At 64.7% G+C, this 19,712-nt stretch carries 23 protein-coding genes and 1 tRNA gene; 18 read left to right on the plus strand and 6 right to left on the minus strand.

What is annotated here, in order from left to right:
* Nucleotides 1-4: 4 nt before the first annotated feature.
* The 6 genes from murI to DMX06_RS26275 form a co-directional block, all read right to left on the minus strand.
* Complete coding sequence (gene murI / locus DMX06_RS07205; protein ID WP_110735878.1) at nucleotides 5-802, minus strand: glutamate racemase; 798 nt, start codon at nucleotides 800-802, stop codon at nucleotides 5-7.
* Nucleotides 795-1,550, minus strand: a complete 756-nt coding sequence (locus DMX06_RS07210) for a molybdopterin-synthase adenylyltransferase MoeB (protein ID WP_110735879.1) — start codon at nucleotides 1,548-1,550, stop codon at nucleotides 795-797. The genes murI and DMX06_RS07210 overlap by 8 nt, the downstream gene beginning before the upstream one ends.
* Nucleotides 1,544-2,374, minus strand: coding sequence for a peptide chain release factor N(5)-glutamine methyltransferase (gene prmC, locus DMX06_RS07215; protein ID WP_110735880.1), 831 nt, complete (start codon nucleotides 2,372-2,374; stop codon nucleotides 1,544-1,546). Before prmC ends, DMX06_RS07210 begins: the two co-directional genes overlap by 7 nt.
* Nucleotides 2,375-3,457: a peptide chain release factor 1 gene (gene prfA / locus DMX06_RS07220; protein WP_110735881.1), complete on the minus strand. Its 1,083-nt coding sequence runs from the start codon at nucleotides 3,455-3,457 to the stop codon at nucleotides 2,375-2,377.
* Nucleotides 3,454-4,731 carry a glutamyl-tRNA reductase gene (hemA, locus tag DMX06_RS07225; protein ID WP_110735882.1) on the minus strand — a complete coding sequence of 426 codons (1,278 nt, stop codon included), beginning with the start codon at nucleotides 4,729-4,731 and terminating at the stop codon, nucleotides 3,454-3,456. Before hemA ends, prfA begins: the two co-directional genes overlap by 4 nt.
* Before the next feature lie 109 nt (nucleotides 4,732-4,840).
* Complete coding sequence (locus DMX06_RS26275) at nucleotides 4,841-5,017, minus strand: hypothetical protein (protein ID WP_181427797.1); 177 nt, start codon at nucleotides 5,015-5,017, stop codon at nucleotides 4,841-4,843.
* Nucleotides 5,018-5,274: 257 nt separating this feature from the next.
* On the opposite strand from DMX06_RS26275, the gene DMX06_RS07230 reads away from it, so the two are divergent.
* The 18 genes from DMX06_RS07230 to DMX06_RS07315 all read left to right on the plus strand — a co-directional run bounded on the left by DMX06_RS07230 (nucleotide 5,275) and on the right by DMX06_RS07315 (nucleotide 19,708).
* A complete protein-coding gene (locus DMX06_RS07230) occupies nucleotides 5,275-6,996 on the plus strand; it encodes a tetratricopeptide repeat protein (protein WP_110735883.1) in 1,722 nt (573 codons plus the stop codon).
* Between the two features lie 3 nt (nucleotides 6,997-6,999).
* A complete protein-coding gene (lolB, locus tag DMX06_RS07235) occupies nucleotides 7,000-7,617 on the plus strand; it encodes a lipoprotein insertase outer membrane protein LolB (RefSeq protein ID WP_110735884.1) in 618 nt (205 codons plus the stop codon).
* Nucleotides 7,618-7,621: 4 nt separating this feature from the next.
* Nucleotides 7,622-8,482: a 4-(cytidine 5'-diphospho)-2-C-methyl-D-erythritol kinase gene (gene ispE, locus DMX06_RS07240; protein ID WP_110735885.1), complete on the plus strand. Its 861-nt coding sequence runs from the start codon at nucleotides 7,622-7,624 to the stop codon at nucleotides 8,480-8,482.
* A 20-nt stretch (nucleotides 8,483-8,502) separates the two neighbouring features.
* Nucleotides 8,503-8,577 (plus strand) — tRNA-Gln (locus DMX06_RS07245).
* A 45-nt stretch (nucleotides 8,578-8,622) separates the two neighbouring features.
* Nucleotides 8,623-9,564 carry a ribose-phosphate pyrophosphokinase gene (locus DMX06_RS07250; protein ID WP_016391678.1) on the plus strand — a complete coding sequence of 314 codons (942 nt, stop codon included), beginning with the start codon at nucleotides 8,623-8,625 and terminating at the stop codon, nucleotides 9,562-9,564.
* 123 nt (nucleotides 9,565-9,687) lie between these two features.
* Nucleotides 9,688-10,284 (plus strand): 50S ribosomal protein L25/general stress protein Ctc, encoded by a 597-nt coding sequence (locus tag DMX06_RS07255; protein WP_011532196.1) that lies wholly within the window; start codon nucleotides 9,688-9,690, stop codon nucleotides 10,282-10,284.
* Nucleotides 10,285-10,363: 79 nt separating this feature from the next.
* On the plus strand, nucleotides 10,364-10,948 hold the full coding sequence (pth, locus tag DMX06_RS07260; RefSeq protein WP_023629555.1) for an aminoacyl-tRNA hydrolase: 585 nt from the start codon (nucleotides 10,364-10,366) through the stop codon (nucleotides 10,946-10,948).
* A 23-nt stretch (nucleotides 10,949-10,971) separates the two neighbouring features.
* Nucleotides 10,972-12,072 carry a redox-regulated ATPase YchF gene (ychF, locus tag DMX06_RS07265; RefSeq protein WP_016713314.1) on the plus strand — a complete coding sequence of 367 codons (1,101 nt, stop codon included), beginning with the start codon at nucleotides 10,972-10,974 and terminating at the stop codon, nucleotides 12,070-12,072.
* 652 nt (nucleotides 12,073-12,724) lie between these two features.
* Nucleotides 12,725-13,201, plus strand: a complete 477-nt coding sequence (locus tag DMX06_RS07275) for a phage tail protein (protein WP_110735887.1) — start codon at nucleotides 12,725-12,727, stop codon at nucleotides 13,199-13,201.
* Between the two features lie 93 nt (nucleotides 13,202-13,294).
* Nucleotides 13,295-14,410 carry a DUF2586 domain-containing protein gene (locus tag DMX06_RS07280; protein ID WP_110735888.1) on the plus strand — a complete coding sequence of 372 codons (1,116 nt, stop codon included), beginning with the start codon at nucleotides 13,295-13,297 and terminating at the stop codon, nucleotides 14,408-14,410.
* 3 nt (nucleotides 14,411-14,413) lie between these two features.
* The gene (locus tag DMX06_RS07285; RefSeq protein WP_046857144.1) at nucleotides 14,414-14,863 is read left to right on the plus strand and encodes a phage protein; all 450 of its coding nucleotides are present in this window, start codon (nucleotides 14,414-14,416) and stop codon (nucleotides 14,861-14,863) included.
* A complete protein-coding gene (locus tag DMX06_RS07290) occupies nucleotides 14,863-15,069 on the plus strand; it encodes a TraR/DksA C4-type zinc finger protein (RefSeq protein WP_110735889.1) in 207 nt (68 codons plus the stop codon). The genes DMX06_RS07285 and DMX06_RS07290 overlap by 1 nt, the downstream gene beginning before the upstream one ends.
* A gap of 56 nt (nucleotides 15,070-15,125) precedes the next feature.
* Nucleotides 15,126-15,413, plus strand: coding sequence for a putative phage tail assembly chaperone (locus tag DMX06_RS07295; RefSeq protein ID WP_050703720.1), 288 nt, complete (start codon nucleotides 15,126-15,128; stop codon nucleotides 15,411-15,413).
* A gap of 20 nt (nucleotides 15,414-15,433) precedes the next feature.
* Entirely contained in the window at nucleotides 15,434-15,580 is a 147-nt protein-coding gene (locus DMX06_RS26765; protein ID WP_371263118.1) for a DUF6890 family protein, read from the plus strand.
* A 6-nt stretch (nucleotides 15,581-15,586) separates the two neighbouring features.
* Nucleotides 15,587-17,701, plus strand: a complete 2,115-nt coding sequence (locus DMX06_RS07300) for a phage tail tape measure protein (RefSeq protein ID WP_110735890.1) — start codon at nucleotides 15,587-15,589, stop codon at nucleotides 17,699-17,701.
* Entirely contained in the window at nucleotides 17,701-18,018 is a 318-nt protein-coding gene (locus DMX06_RS07305; RefSeq protein ID WP_088852557.1) for a DUF2590 family protein, read from the plus strand. Before DMX06_RS07300 ends, DMX06_RS07305 begins: the two co-directional genes overlap by 1 nt.
* Nucleotides 18,015-19,187 carry a baseplate J/gp47 family protein gene (locus DMX06_RS07310; RefSeq protein ID WP_110735891.1) on the plus strand — a complete coding sequence of 391 codons (1,173 nt, stop codon included), beginning with the start codon at nucleotides 18,015-18,017 and terminating at the stop codon, nucleotides 19,185-19,187. Before DMX06_RS07305 ends, DMX06_RS07310 begins: the two co-directional genes overlap by 4 nt.
* On the plus strand, nucleotides 19,184-19,708 hold the full coding sequence (locus tag DMX06_RS07315) for a phage tail protein (protein WP_110735892.1): 525 nt from the start codon (nucleotides 19,184-19,186) through the stop codon (nucleotides 19,706-19,708). The genes DMX06_RS07310 and DMX06_RS07315 overlap by 4 nt, the downstream gene beginning before the upstream one ends.
* The last annotated feature ends 4 nt before the right edge of the window (nucleotides 19,709-19,712 follow it).

Genomic DNA, 19,712 nt, shown 5'->3' on the forward strand with positions numbered 1-19,712 from the left:
CATTTCAAGGCAGGAAGCGCTGCACGCTGCCGGACTGGCTCCACAACAGCGGCAGCACCTGCTGCAAGCTATCTGGCTCGCCACTGCTCCAGAACGCCGTCGCCTGCGCCGGCCCTTCGCCGAGTAGCCCGCGAGCGTCCAGCAATCGTTGCAGTTGTCGCGCCACCGCAGCACCGGTGTCGATGATCGCCACATCTGCCGGCACCATCTCGGCCAGCATGGGCCGCAGGAACGGATAGTGGGTGCAGCCGAGGATCAGGGTGTCGCAACCGGCCGCCAGCAATGGCTTCACATAGCCCGACAGTAACTGGCGCAATTGCTCGCTGACCAGGTCCCCCGTCTCGATACGCTCGACCAGCCCAGGGCAAGGCTGGGTGATTACCCGCACATCGTTGGCGAAACGGTCGAGCAACGCGGCGAATTTGGCGCTCTGCAGGGTGCCGGTGGTAGCCAGCACGCCGACCACGCCGGAGCGGGTCGCCGCAGCCGCCGGCTTGACCGCTGGTTCCATGCCTACCAATGGCCAGTCCGGGTAGAGTTCGCGCAGGTCGGCCACCGCCGCCACTGTGGCCGTGTTGCAGGCCAGGACCAACGCCTTGGCGCCCTGCTCGTGGAAGAACCCCGCGATCAGCCGCAGGCGCTGGCGGATGTAGTCCGGGGACTTCTCGCCGTAGGGCACATGGCCGCTGTCGGCCAGGTAGAGCAAAGACTCGTTGGGCAGCAGGCGCTGGATTTCAGCCAGCACCGACAAACCGCCGACCCCGGAATCCATCACGCCCACCGGCGCCGAGCGCTCAGCCATGGCGACTGGCACACACGGTGCAGGCCGGGTCGCGCTTGACCCGCAGCTCGCGCATGCGGGTGCTCAGGGCATCAATCAACAGCAGGCGGCCAATCAGCGGCTCGCCGAAACCGGCTAGCAATTTCAGCGCTTCCAGTGCCTGCAGGCTGCCGACCAGCCCCACCAGCGGACCGATCACCCCGGCTTCGCTGCAGGTCAGCTCGGCCTCGCTGCCATGGCCATACAGGCAGTGGTAGCAGGGACTGGTGTCGCGGCGGGTATCGAACACCGACAACTGCCCCTCGAGGCGGATCGCCGCGCCGCTGACCAACGGCTTGCCCGCAGCCACGCAGGCGGCATTGACCGCCTCGCGGGTGCCGAAGTTGTCGGAGCAGTCGAGCACCACATCGACCGCCGCCACCGCGGCGACCAGCGAATCCTCGTCCAGCGCCTGGCGATGGGCGAACAGGCCGATTTCCGGGTTGATCGCCCGCAAACGCTTGATGGCCGAATCGACCTTGCTCATACCGACGCTGTCGCTGTCGTGTATCACCTGGCGCTGCAGGTTGGTCAGGTCGACCGTGTCGAAGTCGGCCAGGTGCAGCTCGCCAACGCCGGCTGCGGCCAGGTACAACGCCACTGGCGAACCCAGGCCGCCCAGGCCGATCACCAGGACCTTGCCGTGCTTCAGGCGCAGCTGGCCGTCGATGTCCACCTGCGACAGCAGGATCTGGCGGCTGTAGCGCAGCAGCTCCTGATCACTCAGCATGGCAGGCGCCCCAGGCTGATGCGTTCATGGCCGCCCAAGTCGACGCGGCTGGCCACGTCGATGAAACCGCCGGCGATCAGCAGCTCACGCACTGCGGGCGCCTGATCGTAACCATGCTCAAGCAGCAGCCAACCGCCAGGCAGCAGGTATTGCGGGGCCTGGGCGACGATAACGCGCAGGTCGTCCAGCCCGTCCTCACCAGCCACCAGGGCGCTACTGGGTTCGAAGCGCACATCGCCGGCCACCAGGTGCGGGTCGGCGGCGCGGATGTAGGGGGGGTTGCTGAGAATCAAGTCGAAGCGCTCGCCATCGAGGGCGTCATACCAGTGGCTGGCACGCACCTGGACGTTACCCAGGCCGTGGCGCTGGCGATTGCGCTCGGCCAGCGCCACGGCCTCTTCGATACGGTCCACCGCGGTCACCTGCCAGGCCGGGCACTCGCTGGCCAGCGCCAGGGCAATGGCCCCTGTACCGGTGCCCAGATCCAGCACACGGGCCGGCTTGGCTGGGACCAACTCAAGCGCCGCTTCCACCAGCAGCTCGGTGTCCGGGCGCGGGATCAGCGTATGCGGCGCCACTTCCAGGTCGAGCTTCCAGAAGCCCTGCTGGCCCAGAATGTAGGCCACCGGCTCACCGGCACGACGGCGCTCAAGATAGCCGGCGAACAGCTCGGCCGCCTCACTGCTGACGATACGCTCCGGCCAGGTGTGCAGGTAGCTGCGCGACTTGCCCAGGGCGGCGGCCAGGAGCAGCTCGGCGTCCAGCCGCTCGGTCGGCGAATCCGGCAGCTGCGCGTTGCGCAGCAGGCTGGCGATGATGGTCATTCAGTCCCCCAGGGCGGCCAGTTGATCGGCCTGGTATTCGGCCAGCAACGGCTCGATCACTGCGTCCACGCCACCGGCGAGGATATCGTCGAGCGAGTAGAGCGTCAGGTTGATGCGGTGGTCGGTGACCCGGCCCTGTGGATAGTTGTAGGTGCGGATGCGCTCGGAGCGGTCGCCCGAGCCGACCAGCAGCTTGCGCTCGCTGGCGATGGCGTTCTGCGCGGCGCTGGTCTGCATGTCGTTGAGCTTGGCCGACAGCCAGGACATGGCCCGGGCGCGGTTCTTGTGCTGCGAACGTTCTTCCTGGCACTCGACCACGATGCCGGTGGGCAAGTGGGTGATGCGGATGGCCGAGTCGGTCTTGTTGACGTGCTGGCCACCGGCGCCGGATGCGCGGTAGGTGTCCACTCGCAGGTCGGCGGGGTTGATCTCGATGGCTACCTGCTCGTCGGGCTCGGGCAGTACCGCGACGGTGCAGGCCGAGGTGTGGATACGGCCCTGGGATTCGGTCTCGGGCACGCGCTGCACGCGGTGGGCGCCGGACTCAAACTTCAGCTTGCCGTAGACGCTGTCGCCTTCAACCCGGGCGATGATCTCCTTGTAGCCGCCGTGCTCGCCTTCGTTTTCAGAAAGGATCTCCAGGCGCCAGCCGCGTTTCTCGGCATAGCGCGAGTACATGCGGAACAGATCGCCGGAGAAGATCGCCGCCTCGTCGCCACCAGTGCCGGCGCGGATTTCCAGGAACACGTTGCGCCCGTCGTTGGGGTCCTTGGGCAGCAGCATGCGCTGCAGTTGCGACTCCAGGCCCACCAACTGCTCTTTCGCTTCACGCACTTCCTCGACCGCCATCTCGCGCAGGTCGGGGTCGGCGTCCTTGAGCAGCGCCTGGGCGCCCTCTAGGTCGTCCTGGACCTTGCGCCAGCCTTGATAGCAGGCGATCACAGGCTCGACTTCGGCGTACTCGCGAGAGTAGGCGCGAAAGCGCGTCTGGTCGGAAATGACTTCGGCGTCACCAAGCAGCGCGGTGAGTTCCTCGAAGCGATCCTGGAGCGTGTCCAGTTTGTTCAGCAGCGACGCTTTCATTGCGGGGTTTTGTCCGTCGAGCCCTCGTGGAGGGCGAAGAGTTCCTGGGCCATGGCCAGCGCATCGAGGCGGCCTTCGGCGGAGAGCTTTTTCAGTTGCACGCTAGGGGCGTGCAGGAGCTTGTTGGTCAGGCCCCGGGCCAGTTGCATGAGCACGTCCTCGGGGTTGCCGCCATTGGCCAGCAGGCGCTGGGCCTTTTGCAGTTCTTCGTCACGCAGGCGCTCGCTCTGCTGGCGGTAGGCCTTGAGCACGTCCACCGCCGCCAGCTCGCGCAGGCGCGCCATGAAGTCGTCGGCGCCGGCCGAGACCAGCTCCTCGGCGGCCTGGGCCGCGCCCTGGCGGCTCTTGAGGTTTTCCGCGACCACGTCATGCAGGTCGTCGACGGTATAGAGGTAGACGTCGTCCAACTCGCCCACCTGCGGCTCGATGTCACGCGGCACGGCGATGTCGACCATGAAGATCGGCTTGTGCCGGCGCTGCTTCAGCGCGCTCTCCACCGCGCCCTTGCCGAGAATCGGCAGCTGGCTGGCGGTGGAACTGATGACGATGTCGCTGTTGGCCAGTTCCTGCGGAATGTCCGAGAGCAGCACGGCGTGGGCGCCAAACTGCTCGGCAAGGATGCTTGCGCGCTCGAGGGTGCGGTTGGCCACGACGATACGGCGCACACCCTGCTCATGCAGGTGACGGGCGACCAGGGTAATGGTCTCGCCGGCACCGATCAGCAGCGCCTGGCTGCGGCCCAGGTCGGAGAAGATCTGCCTGGCCAGACTGACCGCGGCAAACGCCACCGAGACCGGGTTCTCGCCGATGGCGGTATCGGTACGCACCTGCTTGGCGGCGCTGAAGGTGGCCTGGAACAGGCGCCCGAGCAGCGGCCCGACGGTGCCGGCCTCGCGGGCCACGGCGTAGGCCGACTTCATCTGGCCGAGGATCTGCGGCTCGCCGAGCACCAGCGAATCGAGGCCGGAGGCCACGCGCATCATGTGCCGGACCGCGTCGTGTTCCTCGTGGACATAAGCGCTGGCGCGCAGTTCGTCGAGGCTCAGTTGGTGGTAGTCGGCCAGCCATTGCAGCACGGCGTCGGCGGCAAGGTGGTCCTGCTCTATATACAGTTCGCTGCGGTTGCAGGTGGACAGGATCGCCGCCTCGCGGCTGGCGGTCAGTCGGCAGAGCTGCTGCAGGGCATCGACCAGTTGCTCGGGCGTAAACGCCACGCGCTCGCGTACGTCTACCGAGGCAGTCTTATGGTTGATACCAAGTGCAAGAAAGGCCATGCAAGGTCGCTGGTTGGGACGTGAAGCCGATAATTGTCCTACTTCGCAGGTTTTAGAACAACCACCGTTCGCTATTGTGGCGATGCGGCATGCCTATCGCCCCGCACCATCACCCTTCCCTGCCGTTGCCGTTGCCGTTGCCGTTGCCGTTGCCGTTGCCGTTGCCGTTGCCGTTGCCGATCAGGAGTCTAGCGCCATACCCCGCTAGCGACAGCTGCGCCAGTCCAGGCGCCGCCCGTACCTTCGCGACTTCAGAAGACCTGCGCTCGGCCTCCTGAAGTCGCAATTGGCGTTGCCTGAACTACCGCGCGCTTAGAAGCAAAAGCAAAAACAACGGCAAGGGCAAGGGCAAGGGCAAGGGCAAGGGCAAGGGCAAGGGCAAGGGCAAGGGCAGGATGCCATGAGTGGTTGCGAACCACCGCTCCGGCTCATTGTCCCTATACTCCGAAGCACCGCTTCACACCACGACCTTCGCAGGTGGGTTTGCCATCGCGCTTGTGTCATCATGCTCCGACCGCCGGTTTAGCCCCTTTATAAGCCTCTATGAACAAATCCTACGCATTGCTGCTTGCCCTCGCCCTGCTTCAAGGCTGCCAGAGCCTGGCCCCGAAGACGGACGCCCAGTCGCCCGCCGTCGACGCCGGCAAGAGCGCGGAAAAGCCCGTGGTGTACGGATCGTTCAAGCAGGAAACCCTGTACAGCCTGCTGGTGGCGGAGCTGGCCGGCCAGCGTAACCGCTTCGACATCGCCCTGGCCAACTACGTCGACCAGGCCGAGAAGACCCAGGATCCGGCCGTCTCCGAGCGTGCCTATCGCATCGCCGAATACCTCGGAGCCGACGAACCAGCCCTGGACACCGCGCTGATCTGGGCCCGCAACGACCCGCAGAACCTCGACGCCCAGCGTGCCGCGGCCATCCAGCTGGCCCGCTCCGGACGCTACGACGACTCCATGACCTATATGGAAAAGGTGCTGCAGGGCCAGGGCGACACCCACTTCGATTTCCTTGCCCTGGCGGCCGCCGAGACCGACCAGAGCACCCGCGACGGCCTGATGCAGAGCTTCGACCGCCTGCTGGTGAAATACCCCGACAATGGCCAGCTGGTGTTCGGCAAGGCCCTGTTGCTTAACCAGGACGACAAGCCGCAACAGGCCCTCGACCTGCTTGAGGCCCACCCGCCGCAGAACGGCGAGATCGCCCCGGTGCTGCTGCGCGCCCGCCTGTTGCAGGCCCTGGACCGCGGCCCCGAGGCACTGCCGCTGCTGCGTGGGGCGATCCGCGACAATCCCGAGGACAAGCGCCTGCGCCTGACCTACGCCCGTACCCTGGTCGAGCAGGACCGCATCAACGACGCCAAGGCCGAGTTCGAGAGCCTGCTGCAGCAATACCCCGAAGACGACGAGATCCGCTACTCGCTGGCCCTGGTATGCCTGGAAACCAAGCACTGGGACGAAGCCGAAGGCTACCTGCAGGAGCTGGTCGAGCGTGACGCCAACGTCGACGCCGCCCACCTCAACCTGGGTCGCATCCGCGAAGAGCGCAGCCAGCCGGCCGCAGCCCTGCGCGAATACGCCCTGGTTGGCCCCGGCCCGGACTACCTGCCGGCGCAACTGCGCCAGGCCGATATCCTCATTGCCAACGGCCGCAGCGCCGAAGCCTCGCGGATACTCGCCGAAGCCCGTGAGGCCCAGCCGGACTACGCCATCCAGCTGTACCTGATCGAAGCCGAAAGCCTGGGCAACAACGGCAAGGAGGCCCAGGCCGCCCAGGTACTGGAGCAGGCGATCAAGCGCTACCCGGACGACCTCAACCTGCTCTACACCCGCGCCATGCTCGCCGAGAAGCGCAACGACCTGGCGCAGATGGAGAAAGACCTGCGCGCCATCCTCGCCCGCGAGCCGGAAAACGCCATGGCCCTCAACGCCCTGGGCTACACCTTGGCCGACCGCACCACCCGCTACAGCGAAGCCAAGGCACTGATCGACAAGGCCCACCAGCTCACCCCGGACGACCCGGCGGTGCTCGACAGCCTGGGCTGGGTGGCCTATCGCATGGGCAACCTCGAGGAAGCCGAACGCCAGCTGCGCCAGGCCTTCGAGCGCTTCCCCGACCACGAAGTCGCCGCCCACCTGGGCGAAGTCCTCTGGGCCAACGGCAAGCGCCGCGAAGCCCGCCAAGTCTGGGCCAAGGGCTTCGAAGCCCAGGCCGACAGCCCCATCCTGCGCAAGACCCTGCTGCGCCTGACCGGATCCGAGAGCCTTTAAACCATGTTCCTGCGTCATTGCATCACCTTCACCCTCATCGCCCTGCTCGCCGGTTGCGCCGGCTTCGGCAGCAAGGAAGCCGTACAGGGCCAGGGCAACCCGCAGCTGTGGCGCGAGCACAAGCAGCAACTGGGCAGCCTCGACGGCTGGCAGATCAACGGCAAGGTCGGTATCCGCGCCCCGCGCGACTCCGGCAGCGGCACCCTGTTCTGGCTGCAACGTCAGGACTACTACGACATCCGCCTGGCCGGCCCCCTGGGCCGCGGCGCGGCGCGCCTGACCGGGCGCCCCGGTGGCGTGGTACTGGAAGTCGCCAACCAGGGCCGCTACGAGGCCGTCAACCCCGAGGCGCTGCTGGAAGAGCAACTGGGCTGGCGCCTGCCGGTGTCGCACCTGGTCTGGTGGGTGCGCGGCCTGCCCGCCCCGGACAGCAAGAGCCAGCTGACCCTCGACGGCGACAGCCGCCTGGCCAGCCTTCACCAGGATGGCTGGCAGGTCGAGTACCTGAGCTATGTGGAGCAAAACGGCTACTGGCTGCCCGAGCGCCTCAAGCTGCACGGCGAGAACATCGACGTGACCCTGGTGGTCAAGGACTGGCAGCCACGCCAGCTGGGGCACTGAGACAATGCACAAGCTGACCCTGCCCGCCCCGGCCAAGCTCAACCTCTGGCTGCACATCACCGGCCGCCGCGCCGACGGCTACCACGAGCTGGAAACCGTGTTCCAGTTTCTCGAGCACGGCGACGAGCTGAGCTTCACCCTGCGCGAGGACGGCCAAATCCGCCTGCAGACCGAAATTGAAGGCGTGCCCCACGACAGCAACCTGATCGTCCGCGCCGCGCGTCTGCTGCAGGCACAATCCGCCACCCCGCTCGGCGCCGACATCTGGCTGCACAAGGTGCTGCCCATGGGCGGCGGCATCGGCGGCGGCAGCTCGGACGCTGCCACCACCCTGCTGGCGCTCGCGCACCTCTGGCAGCTGGACTGGGACGAAGACCGCCTGGCGACCCTGGGCCTGTCGCTCGGCGCCGATGTGCCGGTGTTCGTCCGCGGCCACGCGGCCTTCGCCCAGGGTGTCGGCGAACAGCTGACCCCGGTCGACCCCGAGGAACCCTGGTATGTCGTGCTGGTGCCGCAAGTGTCTGTCAGCACAGCGGAAATTTTTTCGCATCCGGAGTTGACACGTGATTCCCTCCCCCTTAAGATGCGCCCCGTTCCCGAGGGAAACAGTCGAAATGACTGCCAACCGGTAGTAGAGCAACGGTATCCTGAAGTTCGCAATGCGCTGATTTCACTGGGTAAATTCACCGAAGCCCGAATGACCGGAACTGGAAGTTGTGTGTTTGGGGCCTTCCCAAGCAAAGCCGAAGCTGATAAAGTTCTGGCCCTTCTTTCAGAGACCCAAACAGGGTTTGTGGCGAAAGGAAGCAATGTTTCGATGTTGCATCGCAAGCTGCAAGTTCTGATCAAGAAGTCGAGTTCATAAGAATTCGCAGCAACAGATACAGGGGCGTCGCCAAGCGGTAAGGCAGCAGGTTTTGATCCTGCCATGCGTTGGTTCGAATCCAGCCGCCCCTGCCATTTCTTATACTCATCCAGGTTACCCTCAGCCTTCAGGTACTGCGCGTGTCCAAGATGATGGTCTTCACGGGGAATGCCAACCCCGATCTGGCTCGGCGTGTCGTACGTCAGCTGCATATTCCACTGGGTGATGTTTCTGTCGGTAAATTCTCCGACGGCGAAATCAGTGCTGAAATCAATGAAAATGTCCGCGGTAAGGACGTCTTCATCATTCAGCCCACCTGTGCTCCAACCAACGACAATCTGATGGAACTGGTCGTGATGGCAGATGCCTTCCGCCGCTCCTCAGCGTCGCGAATCACCGCCGTGATTCCCTACTTCGGATACGCCCGCCAGGACCGCCGTCCGCGTTCGGCACGTGTAGCCATCAGCGCCAAAGTCGTCGCTGACATGCTCACTGTCGTGGGTATCGACCGTGTACTCACCGTCGACCTGCACGCTGACCAGATCCAGGGTTTCTTCGATATCCCCGTCGACAACATCTACGGCTCGCCCGTACTGGTCGACGACATCGAAGACCAGCGTTTCGAGAACCTGATGATCGTTTCCCCGGACATCGGTGGTGTGGTGCGTGCTCGCGCCGTCGCCAAGTCCCTGGGCGTCGATCTCGGGATCATCGACAAGCGCCGCGAAAAGGCTAACCACTCCGAGGTTATGCACATCATCGGCGACGTCGAGGGACGCACCTGCATCCTGGTAGACGACATGGTCGACACCGCCGGCACCCTGTGCCACGCGGCCAAGGCCCTGAAAGAACACGGTGCCGCCAAGGTCTACGCCTATTGCACGCACCCTGTCCTGTCGGGCCGCGCGATCGAGAACATCGAGAAGTCGGTACTGGACGAGCTGGTGGTGACCAACACCGTGCCGCTGTCCGCCGCTGCTCAAGCCTGTGACCGTATCCGCCAGCTGGATATCGCACCGGTTGTCGCTGAAGCGGTACGCCGCATCAGCAACGAAGAATCGATCAGCGCGATGTTCCGCTAAGCGGAACACTCGCTGACGAAAAGCGCCCCGCCCCAACACTGGTTGTTGGGGCGGGGCTTTTTTGCCATCCCCGTCTGGCGCTGGTCGCAAACGCCTTTCGGGAGGCTAATTTGGAGAAACAAAATGACTGACTTCATCCTGAACGCCCAAGCGCGTACTGACCTGGGGAAAGGTGCGAGCCGCCGCCTGCGTCACTCCGCCAACATCCCTGCCGTTGTCTACGGTGGCGATAAAGAAGCCCAATCCCTGACCATCGTGGCCAAGGAAATCGCCAAGCTGTTCGAAAACGAAGCTGCCTTCAGCCACGTTATCGAGCTGAACGTCGATGGCGCCAAGCAGAACGTCGTGGTCAAGGCCATGCAGCGTCACCCGGCCAAAGGCTTCATCATGCACGCCGACTTCGTTCGCGTCGTTGCTGGCCAGAAGCTGACCGCCAAGGTTCCAGTTCACTTCGTCGGCGAAGAAGCCCCGATCAAGAAAGGCGGCGAGATCTCGCACGTCGTTTCCGAGATCGAAGTGTCCTGCGAAGCCAAGGACCTGCCTGAGTTCATCGAAGTCGACCTGTCCAAGGCCGAAGTCGGCACCATCATCCACCTGTCGGACCTGAAAGCTCCGAAAGGCGTAGAGTTCGTCGCTCTGGCCCACGGTGATGACAAAGCTGTTGCCAACGTCCACGCCCCGCGCGTTGCCGCTGAAGCTGCTGAAGGCGCTGCCGAGTAATCCACTCGCACGCCGGCGTTGATCGGGTTACAGTGCCGCGCGCACCGTAACCCACCAACTCCAAGGAAGAGCCCCTGACGTGACCGCCATCCAGTTGATCGTCGGCCTGGGTAACCCCGGCCCCGAATACGAACAGACCCGGCATAACGCAGGGGCTCTTTTCGTTGAACGCCTCGCCAGCGCCCAGCGCGTTTCGCTGTCCGCTGACAAAAAGTATTTCGGCCTGACGGCTAAGTTCAGCCATCAGGGCAACGATGTTCGCCTGTTGATCCCCACCACCTACATGAACCGTAGCGGCCAGTCCGTGGCGGCTCTGGCCAATTTCTTCCGCATCAAGCCGGAAGCGATCCTGGTGGCCCACGACGAACTCGACCTGCCTCCCGGCGTCGCCAAGCTCAAGAGAGGCGGCGGCCACGGTGGGCACAACGGCCTGCGCGACATCATCGCGCAGCTCGGCAACCAGAACGACTTCCACCGCCTGCGGCTCGGCATCGGCCACCCGGGCGACGCCAAACTGGTCTCCAACTTTGTCCTGGGCCGGGCGCCACGCGCCGAGCAGGAGAAGCTCGACGCCAGCATCGATTTTGCCCTCGGCGTGATGCCCGACGTGCTGGCCGGCGACTTCGCCAAGGCCATGCGCGAACTGCACAGCCAGAAGGCCTGACACTTTACGAAAGGGGAATTCCCATGGGTTTCAATTGCGGCATCGTCGGCCTGCCCAACGTCGGCAAGTCCACCCTGTTCAACGCCCTGACCAAGTCCGGCATCGCGGCGGAGAACTTCCCCTTCTGCACCATCGAGCCGAACAGCGGCATCGTGCCGATGCCCGATGCGCGCCTCAACGCGCTGGCCGAGATCGTCAAGCCGAACCGCATCCTGCCGACCACCATGGAGTTCGTCGACATCGCCGGCCTGGTCGCCGGTGCCTCCAAGGGTGAAGGCCTGGGCAACAAGTTCCTCGCCAACATCCGCGAGACCGACGCCATCGCCCACGTGGTGCGCTGCTTCGAAGACGAGAACGTGATCCACGTTTCCAACAGCGTCGACCCCAAGCGCGACATCGAGATCATCGACCTCGAACTGATCTTCGCCGATCTCGACAGCTGCGAGAAGCAACTGCAGAAGGTCGCCCGCAACGCCAAGGGCGGCGACAAGGAAGCCCTGGCACAGAAGGCCATCCTCGAGCAGCTCATCCCCCACTTCACCGAAGGCAAGCCTGCGCGCAGCCTGATGAAGAACATGAGCGCCGAAGACAAGGCGGTGATTCGCGGCTTCCACCTGCTGACCAGCAAACCGGTCATGTACATCGCCAACGTTGCCGAGGACGGCTTCGACAACAACCCGCACCTGGACGTGGTCAAGGCCATTGCCGAGGAAGAAGGCGCGGTGGTGGTGCCGGTGTGCAACAAGATCGAAGCCGAGATCGCCGAGCTGGACGACGGTGAGGAAAAGGACATGTTCCTCGAGGCCCTGGGCCTGGAAGAGCCTGGCCTGAACCGCGTGATCCGCGCCGGTTACGAGCTGCTCAACCTGCAGACCTACTTCACCGCCGGCGTGCAGGAAGTGCGTGCCTGGACCGTGCGCGTGGGCGCCACCGCACCGCAAGCGGCCGGCGTGATCCACACCGACTTCGAGAAAGGCTTCATCCGCGCCGAAGTGGTGGCCTACGACGACTTCATCCAGTTCAAGGGTGAGAGCGGTGCCAAGGAAGCCGGCAAATGGCGCCTGGAAGGCAAGGACTACATCGTCAAGGACGGTGACGTGATGCACTTCCGCTTCAACGTCTGATACCCCGCTCCTGAAAAAACCCGCTCCGGCGGGTTTTTTTTCGCCTACAGAAAAGCCCTACAACCCGCGCCCGCAAAGACCGACATGCATATCGGCAAATTTGCATGCCCAAATATTTCCAAAAATGCATTGACTGCATATGCATTGATGCATAGGCTGTCTTTCAAGCCGGACAGCAACCGGTTGTGACACAGGCAGCGATGAACAGGCCTCGACTGTTCAGAGGGTTGGCAACTGGCCCGGGTGTGCAGCGTAAAGCACCACGATCAGTTTTCCGGCGGGCAGACGGCCGCGGTCGGAGTCATCAATTTGAAGCGCAGCCGCATGGCGTCACCAGTCGTGGCCAGCGGTTCGACAACGCATTACTGAAAAGCCTGCACGGCGGGCTTTTTGGAATGCCGAGCACGGCTTCGCCAATTAACAAGAGGCTCGGAGCCCCCACTGATCTGGCGCGACCTCTGTGGGAGCGGGTTTACCCGCGAAGTGCCCAACGCGGAGCCTGGCACCGGCTACGCCGGTGTTCGCGGGTAAACCCGCTCCCACAGAGTGTGCGTACTACCTGCGAACTCGGTGCGCAGCCCTGGGGGTAGCCCCTTAGCGAGCACTCAACGATGAATTTTTCAGCCACCTCGCCCTGTACGGAGGCCTCCCCATGAACCAGTTGAAAGCACTCACCACCTACCTGCTCGAACGCAAGCTGGTGCCTGCCGGGCAACTGCACGCCTGGGCCCAGCAGCTGGACCTGCAACTGGCCTGGACGCCGACCGAGCTGGGCCTGCACATGGGCAACCTGCGCTACCGCGCCCTGTTCAACTTCGACGATTTCAGCGGTCATCCCGGACGCCTGATGGCGCTCGCCGGCAGCTGGCTGGAAAACAACGACCCCGGGCGTCACCTGTTCGCCCTGCCGGCACCGACCCTCACCGTCAAGCAGAAGGCCCCGGGCAGCGACCTGCTCGATGTGTCGCTGGTCCTTGAGTTCGTCGAGCCCCTTTACCTGACCGAGGACGCGGCCGGCGAGATCGAGGTCTTCGGCAAGACCTGGTCATTCCAGCCCCACGACCTGTGGATCGCCGAGCAAGGCGATATCGCCCTGCAGGGGATGCCCCAGGGCAGCCCCCTCCCCTGACCCGATTACCCGGGCAACAACGCCCGACCCGCCCGCGACCTGATTGGCAGGTCCTGGCACACCCCTTCAATCACCCCGCTAACGAGGCAACCTATGGCACTCGGTAAAATCAGCGTGAACAATCTCAACCTCGGCCAGGGTGCCGTGACCGAGATCGAACGCTACTTCCTCTTCATCGGCCCCGCCGCCAAGAACGTCGGCAAGCTGTTGACCCTGAACACGGACAGCGACCTGGACAACGAGCTGGGCGTGGCCGCCAGCGACCTGAAGACCCAACTGATCGCCGCCCGGGCCAACGGCGGCGACCGCTGGGCCTGCCTGGCCGCGCCAATCGGCGCCGAAGGCGACTGGGCGAGCGCCCTGGAGTACGCCCAGCAACACGGCTACTCGGTTGAGGGCATCGTCATCACCAAGCCGGCGACCGCCGGCGCGCAGCTGCTGGCCATGCACACCGCCGCCGAACAACTGAACGCCCGCTACGGCCGGCGCTCGTTCGTCCTGGCCGCGTCCGCCGGCATCCTGCCGACCGTGACCTGGTCGGATTACCTGCTCGAGCAGAAGGCGCTCACCGACGGTATCGCCGCGCCACGCGTCGTGGTAGTGCCGCAGCTGCACGGCAATGACCTGGGCGTGCTCGCCGGGCGCTTGGCCAACGCCGCCTGGAGCATCGCCGATACCCCGATGCGCGTCGCCAGTGGCCCTGTCCTGGGCCTGGGCGCGGTGCCCGCGGACAAGGACGGCGTGCCACTGCCATCGGCGGTGCGCAGCGAGCTGGACAAGGCACGCTACTCCGTTTCGCAGACCTACCCGGACTACGAGGGCGTGTACTGGGGCGATGCCAACATGCTCGACACCGCCGCCAGCGACTTCCAGGTCCTGGAATACCTGCGCCTGGCCGACAAGGCCGCCCGCCAGGTCCGCCCGCTGCTGATCCGCCGCATCGGTGACCGCCGCCTGAACAACAGCCCCGCCAGCATGGCCGCCAACACCAGCGCGCTGATGGCGCCGCTGCGGCGGATGGCCAAGGCGGTGAAATTCGCCGGCGAAGTGTTCCCCGGCGAAATCCAGGCGCCGCGCGACGGCGACCTGGTCATCGTCTGGAAAAGCCACACCCAGGTGGAAGTGTTCATCCGCATCCGCCCGCACAACTGCCCCAAGGACATCACCGCGAACATCGCGCTGGACCTTTCCCAGGACAACCAGGAGTAACCCATGGCCAAGATCAGTGGCTTGAACTTCGACATCAACGTGGGCGACCTGAAGATCCACGTTGAGAGCGCAACCCTCGACATCACCGACAACAGCGCCGTGGCGCACACCAAGGGCGTGCCGGACGGCTGGGTCGCCGGCGACGTGGCCGCCAGCGGCGAGCTGGAGGTGGACACCAGCAACTTCAACCTGATCATCGAAGCCGCCGCCAAGGCCGGTAGCTTCCGTCAGCTGGGGACCTTCGACCAGCTGTTCTATGCCAAGACCCCCACAGACGAGATCCGCGTCGAGGCCTTCGGCTGCCGCTTCAAGATCTCCAGCCTGCTCAACATCGACGCCAAGGGTGGCGAGAAGACCAAGCACAAGCTGCCGTTCGACGTCACCAGCCCGGACTTCATCCATGTCAACGGCGTGCCGTACCTGTCCTTCGCCGAGGTCGAGGGCCTGAGCTGATGGTGTGCCCATTCGACCGCGCCCAGGCCCTGGAACAGCTCAGGCGTGATCTGGCGATCGCCGCCGTCCGTGGCCGACGCGTGGCGACTGGGCCCAGCCTCACCCACTGCGCGGACTGTGGCGGCGATATCGCCGAGGCGCGCCGCGCCCTGGGCGGCATGCGCCGCTGCGTTCCCTGCCAACAGCTTCACGAGCGCGGCCGCTGAACACAGTGCCCGCCACGTTCTTTTCCAATTCCCGTATTTCAATGGAGTAGTACCCCATGACCCAACGCACCGAGATCACCCTGGAAGTCGGCGACCTGTCCCTGGACTTCGCCATCGATCCGGCGCTGATGACCAAGTACATCAACGCCCTGACCCCCTCCAACAAGGTCGCCCCGGCCAACAACCTGCTGGTCACCGCCGTGAAGCCCGAGCACAAGGACCAGCTCAAGCCGCTGCTGGCCAACCCGATGACCGTGATCCAACTGGCCGGTGCCCTGGTCGAGGAGTACGCCCCGACCGTGGAAGTCACCGTAAAAAAGCGCTCGGCCACGCAGAGCGACTGACCGAGGACGGCCTGGGCCAGCTGCTGGCCCTGGCCGAACGCTGGCTGCCCGGTGCCCCGTCCACGCCCGAGAACCTGGGCACGGCCAAGTGGCTGGAGGATGAGCACTGGCGGCGAATGGAAATCGCCATCGCCAACGGCATCGCCCGTGCATTCAATGGAGGCTGACATCCCATGAGCGCGAACAACGCAATCAGCCGGCTGGATTTCATCCTGTCGCTGACCGACAAAGTCACCGCGCCGCTGGCGAAGGTGAGCCAGGGAATCAATGTGCTGGCCAAGAGGAGCCAGGCCAGCATTGAGCAGATAACCGCGGCAACGAATGAGCTGAAAGGTTCGGCGGGGGGAATCGGGGCCTTGCTGCAGCCGGCCCTCGAAATGAATCGCGCCCTGGCCGACGTCCGCTCGCTCGGCGTGGCCGACGACGCCTTGGACGCCCTGAACAGAAAGGCGCTCAAGTTTTCCATGACCTATGGCGAAAGCGCCCGCAGCTTCGTCACCTCGGCCTACAAGATCGAAGGCGCCATCAAGGGGCTGTCCGGCTCGCAACTGGCCACCTTCACCCACACCAGCAGCGTGCTGGCCAAGGCTACCAAGACCGACCAGGGCGTGATGGCCGAGTACGTCGGCACAATGTACAACCTGCAGAAACAGCAGGCCGACGCCATGGGCAAAGGCCTGTGGGTCAAGCAGTTAGGCGGGCAGACTGCCCTGGCGGTACAACTGTTCCGCACCAGCGGCGAGCAGATGAAGGCCGGTTTCAAGGAAGCAGGCGCGAGTGCTTCCGCAGCCGGCATCGGTCTGGCCGAGCAGATGGCCGTGATCGGCAGCTTGTCCAGCACCATGCAGGGCGGCGAAGCCGGCAGCCTCTACAAGGCCTTTTTCGACAACATCGACAAGGCTTCGAAAAAGCTCGGGATTTCGTTTACCGACACCGACGGCAAGGCGCTGCCCATGCTGGACATCCTCGCGAAGCTGGAAGGCCGGTTCGGTGATCTGAAAGGCGCGGCGGCCAATACCAAACTCACGCAAGCGTTTGGCGACAAAGGCGCCCAGTTGATCGGAGCACTAGCACAGGACACCGATCGTTTCAGGAGCAGCCTCGACAAGCTCGGCAAAGTCCGTGGGCTGGAAGAGGCCGAGAAAATGGCCAAGGCCATGGTCGATCCGTGGCAGCAGTTCACCCGCGCAGTGGAAGGGCTACGCATCGCATTCGGCCAGGCACTCATCCCCATCCTGCAACCCCTGATGAATCGCCTGGTCGAGATCGGCGGCACCCTGGTCCGTTGGATCAGTCTGTTCCCCAACATCACCCGTCTGGTCGGTTACGCCACCCTGGTGATCTTCGGTCTTTCTGCCGCGATGGGCGTGCTGACGATCCTGGCCGGCATCCACAGGATGACCCTGCTCAGATTGAATGCGGTCTGGGCCCTGCTCAACATGACCGGTTTGAAGAGCATCTTCATGTTCCTCCGGCACGCCTTGGTGCTGTCGATCTTCCTGACAAGCCTGATCGCCATGTACGCCTGGATGGGGATCGTGAGGCTCGCCACCCTTGCCTGGCAAGGCGCACTCTGGCTGGTGAACGCCGCACTCCTGGCCAATCCGATCATCCTCATCATCGCGGGCATCGTCGCGCTGGTCGCTGCCGTGGTCCTGGTCATCGCCTACTGGGACGAGCTCAAGGCCGCGTTCCTGGACAGTGCCGCCTTCCAGTGGGTCAGCGCACAGCTGGACGCACTGAGCAAATGGTTCACCGACATGGGCGGCTGGACCGGCATGGCCAAGGCTGCCTGGGACGGCATCGTCAAGATCTTCCGCAGTTCACTCGACCTGGTGATCGAGTGGTTGAACAAGATCCCGGGCGTCAACATCGAGACCTCGTTCGCCGATCTGCCGGAAGCACCCAAGGTGCCAGGGCTTGCCAGCCAGGTCGCGCCGATCGGCGTACTGCCCATGAGCAGCACGCAGCCACTGCTCAAGACCCTGATGCAGGTGCCATCAGCGGCCCCGCACTCGGCTTCGATGGCACCCGCCGCCGTCGCCTCCAGCATGGCCAACGCGCCGGTCGAGCAACTCGAGCAGCAGCGCCAGCGCATGACCCAGACCGCACTCAACCTCTCGCCGGCCAGCCCGACGAGCGTTCCCCAGGGAGGCCTGATGAACCAGATCCAGAACACCACCCAGACGCAGGACCGGCGCATGCATGTCGAGAAGGTGGAGATCAACACCAGCAAGGCCATGAACCCGCTGGAGCTGGAACAGATGATGGCAATGGCGGTGGGCTGATGAGTGACTACATCGACCTGCTGATCCACGACAACGACCTGGTCCTGGACCCTTCCCATCAACCGCTGCTGATCGAGGACCGGGCCAGCATCGCCCAGGACATCGCCCACATGATCCGCGACAGCGGCCTGCTGGTGACCCTGGTGGCCGAGCGCAGCCGCCAGCGCCAGGCCGACTGCATCCTGCAACTGGAGCTGCTGGTGGAGGACGACGAGCGCCTGCTGCCGGGTACTGCCCGCGTCCTGGAAGAGCATCCGGGCCGCTACCTGGTCACGGCGAAAACCCTGAAATTCGGTGACATCGAGGTATACCTGTGAGCGACTTGGACTTTCGCAAGGTGCTGGCCGACGCCGGCATTCCCACCACTGAGGCGGCCCTGCACCAGGCCTGGGAGGCCGAAGTGGCCGCCCAGGGCAGCAAACTCAGCAACACCAGCGCCTACTCGCCGTTCTGGCGCGTGGTGACGGCGCTGGTGACCAAGCCGGTGCTGTGGCTGGTCGGTTTCATCAGCGACACCGTGCTGCCCAACTTCTTCGTCAAGACGGCCAGCGGCGCCTGGCTGGACAGCCTGGCCTGGGCGGTGAACGTCGAGCGCAAAGGCGCGACCAAGGCCCAGGGCCAGTTGTTGTTCACCCGTGAAAACAGCGCCGGCGAGCTGCTGATGCGCGCCGGCGTGGTGGTGCAATCCGCCGCGATCAACGGCCACGTCTACCAGCTGGTGACGATCGAGGACGCGGTGTTCCCAGACGGTAGCCTGCAACGCTCGGTCAAGGTCCAGGCGCAGCAGGTCGGCAGCGGCTACAACCTGGCGCCCGGGTACTACGCCATTCTGCCCGAGCCTGTGCCGGGGATCGTCCAGGTGGTCAACGACGACGGCTGGATGACCTCGCCCGGGGCCGACCCCGAACCCGACGAGCAGCTGCGCCTGCGCACCCGCAACCAGTTCAGCGCGGTCAACCAGTGGCACACCGACGCGGTCTACCGCGCCATGATCGCCGCCTTCCCGGGAGTACGCCCCGATGGCGTGTACTTCCTCCACGACGCACCGCGTGGTCCGGGCAGCGCCAACGCCTACGTGCTGTTCGACGCCGACGTGCCGGCGCAGGCGTACCTGGAGCAGATCAACGCCCACGTGCGCGACCAAGGCAACCATGGCCACGGCGACGACCTGCTGGTGATGGTCATGCCCGAGACCCGCCACGATATCGCGCTGACGGTCTGGCCACAGGCGAACCTGACGGCTAAACGGCGCGAGGCGCTGCAGCAAGGCATCACTCAGTTCATCCGCGCCGCGTTCCGCGAAAGCACGGCCAGCGACTATCGCCCGACCCTGACCTACCCACAGTCGCGGTTCTCCTTCAGTCGCCTGGCCGAGGAACTGCACCAGGCCTTCGCCGACATCGAGTCGCTGCATTTCGCCAGCGAGGACATCGTCTCGCAGCTGAGCATCGCGCGTATCGCCAACCTGCGGGTGGACCTGGTATGAGCCCGTTGAAACTGCCGTTCTGGCTCGCCGGCACCGAACTGACCAAGCTCAAGGACGCCGCCCAGACCTGGTGGGCCAGGGTGACCGAGTGGCTGCGCTGGCCGCTGCTGCAGATGGACGCCGAGACCTGCCACCTCACCGTGCTCGACCTGCTCGCCTGGCAGCGGGACATCACCCGCTTCAAGGACGAGCCGGAACGCCTGTACCGACTGCGGGTGAAGTTCGCCTTCATCAACGCGGTCGATGCCGGCAGCACCGCGGGGCTCAAGCGCATCTTGCGCCGGCTCGGCGTGGGCTATGTCGAGATCGACGAACGCCTGGCCGGCCGCGACTGGGATGTGGTCCTGCTGCGCCTTTCCGACTCGCAGCTGTCGGAGAACCCCGAGCTGCTGCGGGTGCTGATCCAGCAGTACGGCCGGACCTGCCGCCGCTACGACTTCATCAGCATCACCCCCGTGACCCTGCGCATTGGCGCAGCCCAATTCAACGACGACCAGCAGACGTTGGTCGCCACGCTTTAGGAGT

It is taken from the genome of Pseudomonas mosselii, from assembly GCF_003205295.1.
In the GTDB taxonomy this organism is placed as follows: Bacteria; Pseudomonadota; Gammaproteobacteria; order Pseudomonadales; family Pseudomonadaceae; genus Aquipseudomonas; species Aquipseudomonas mosselii_B.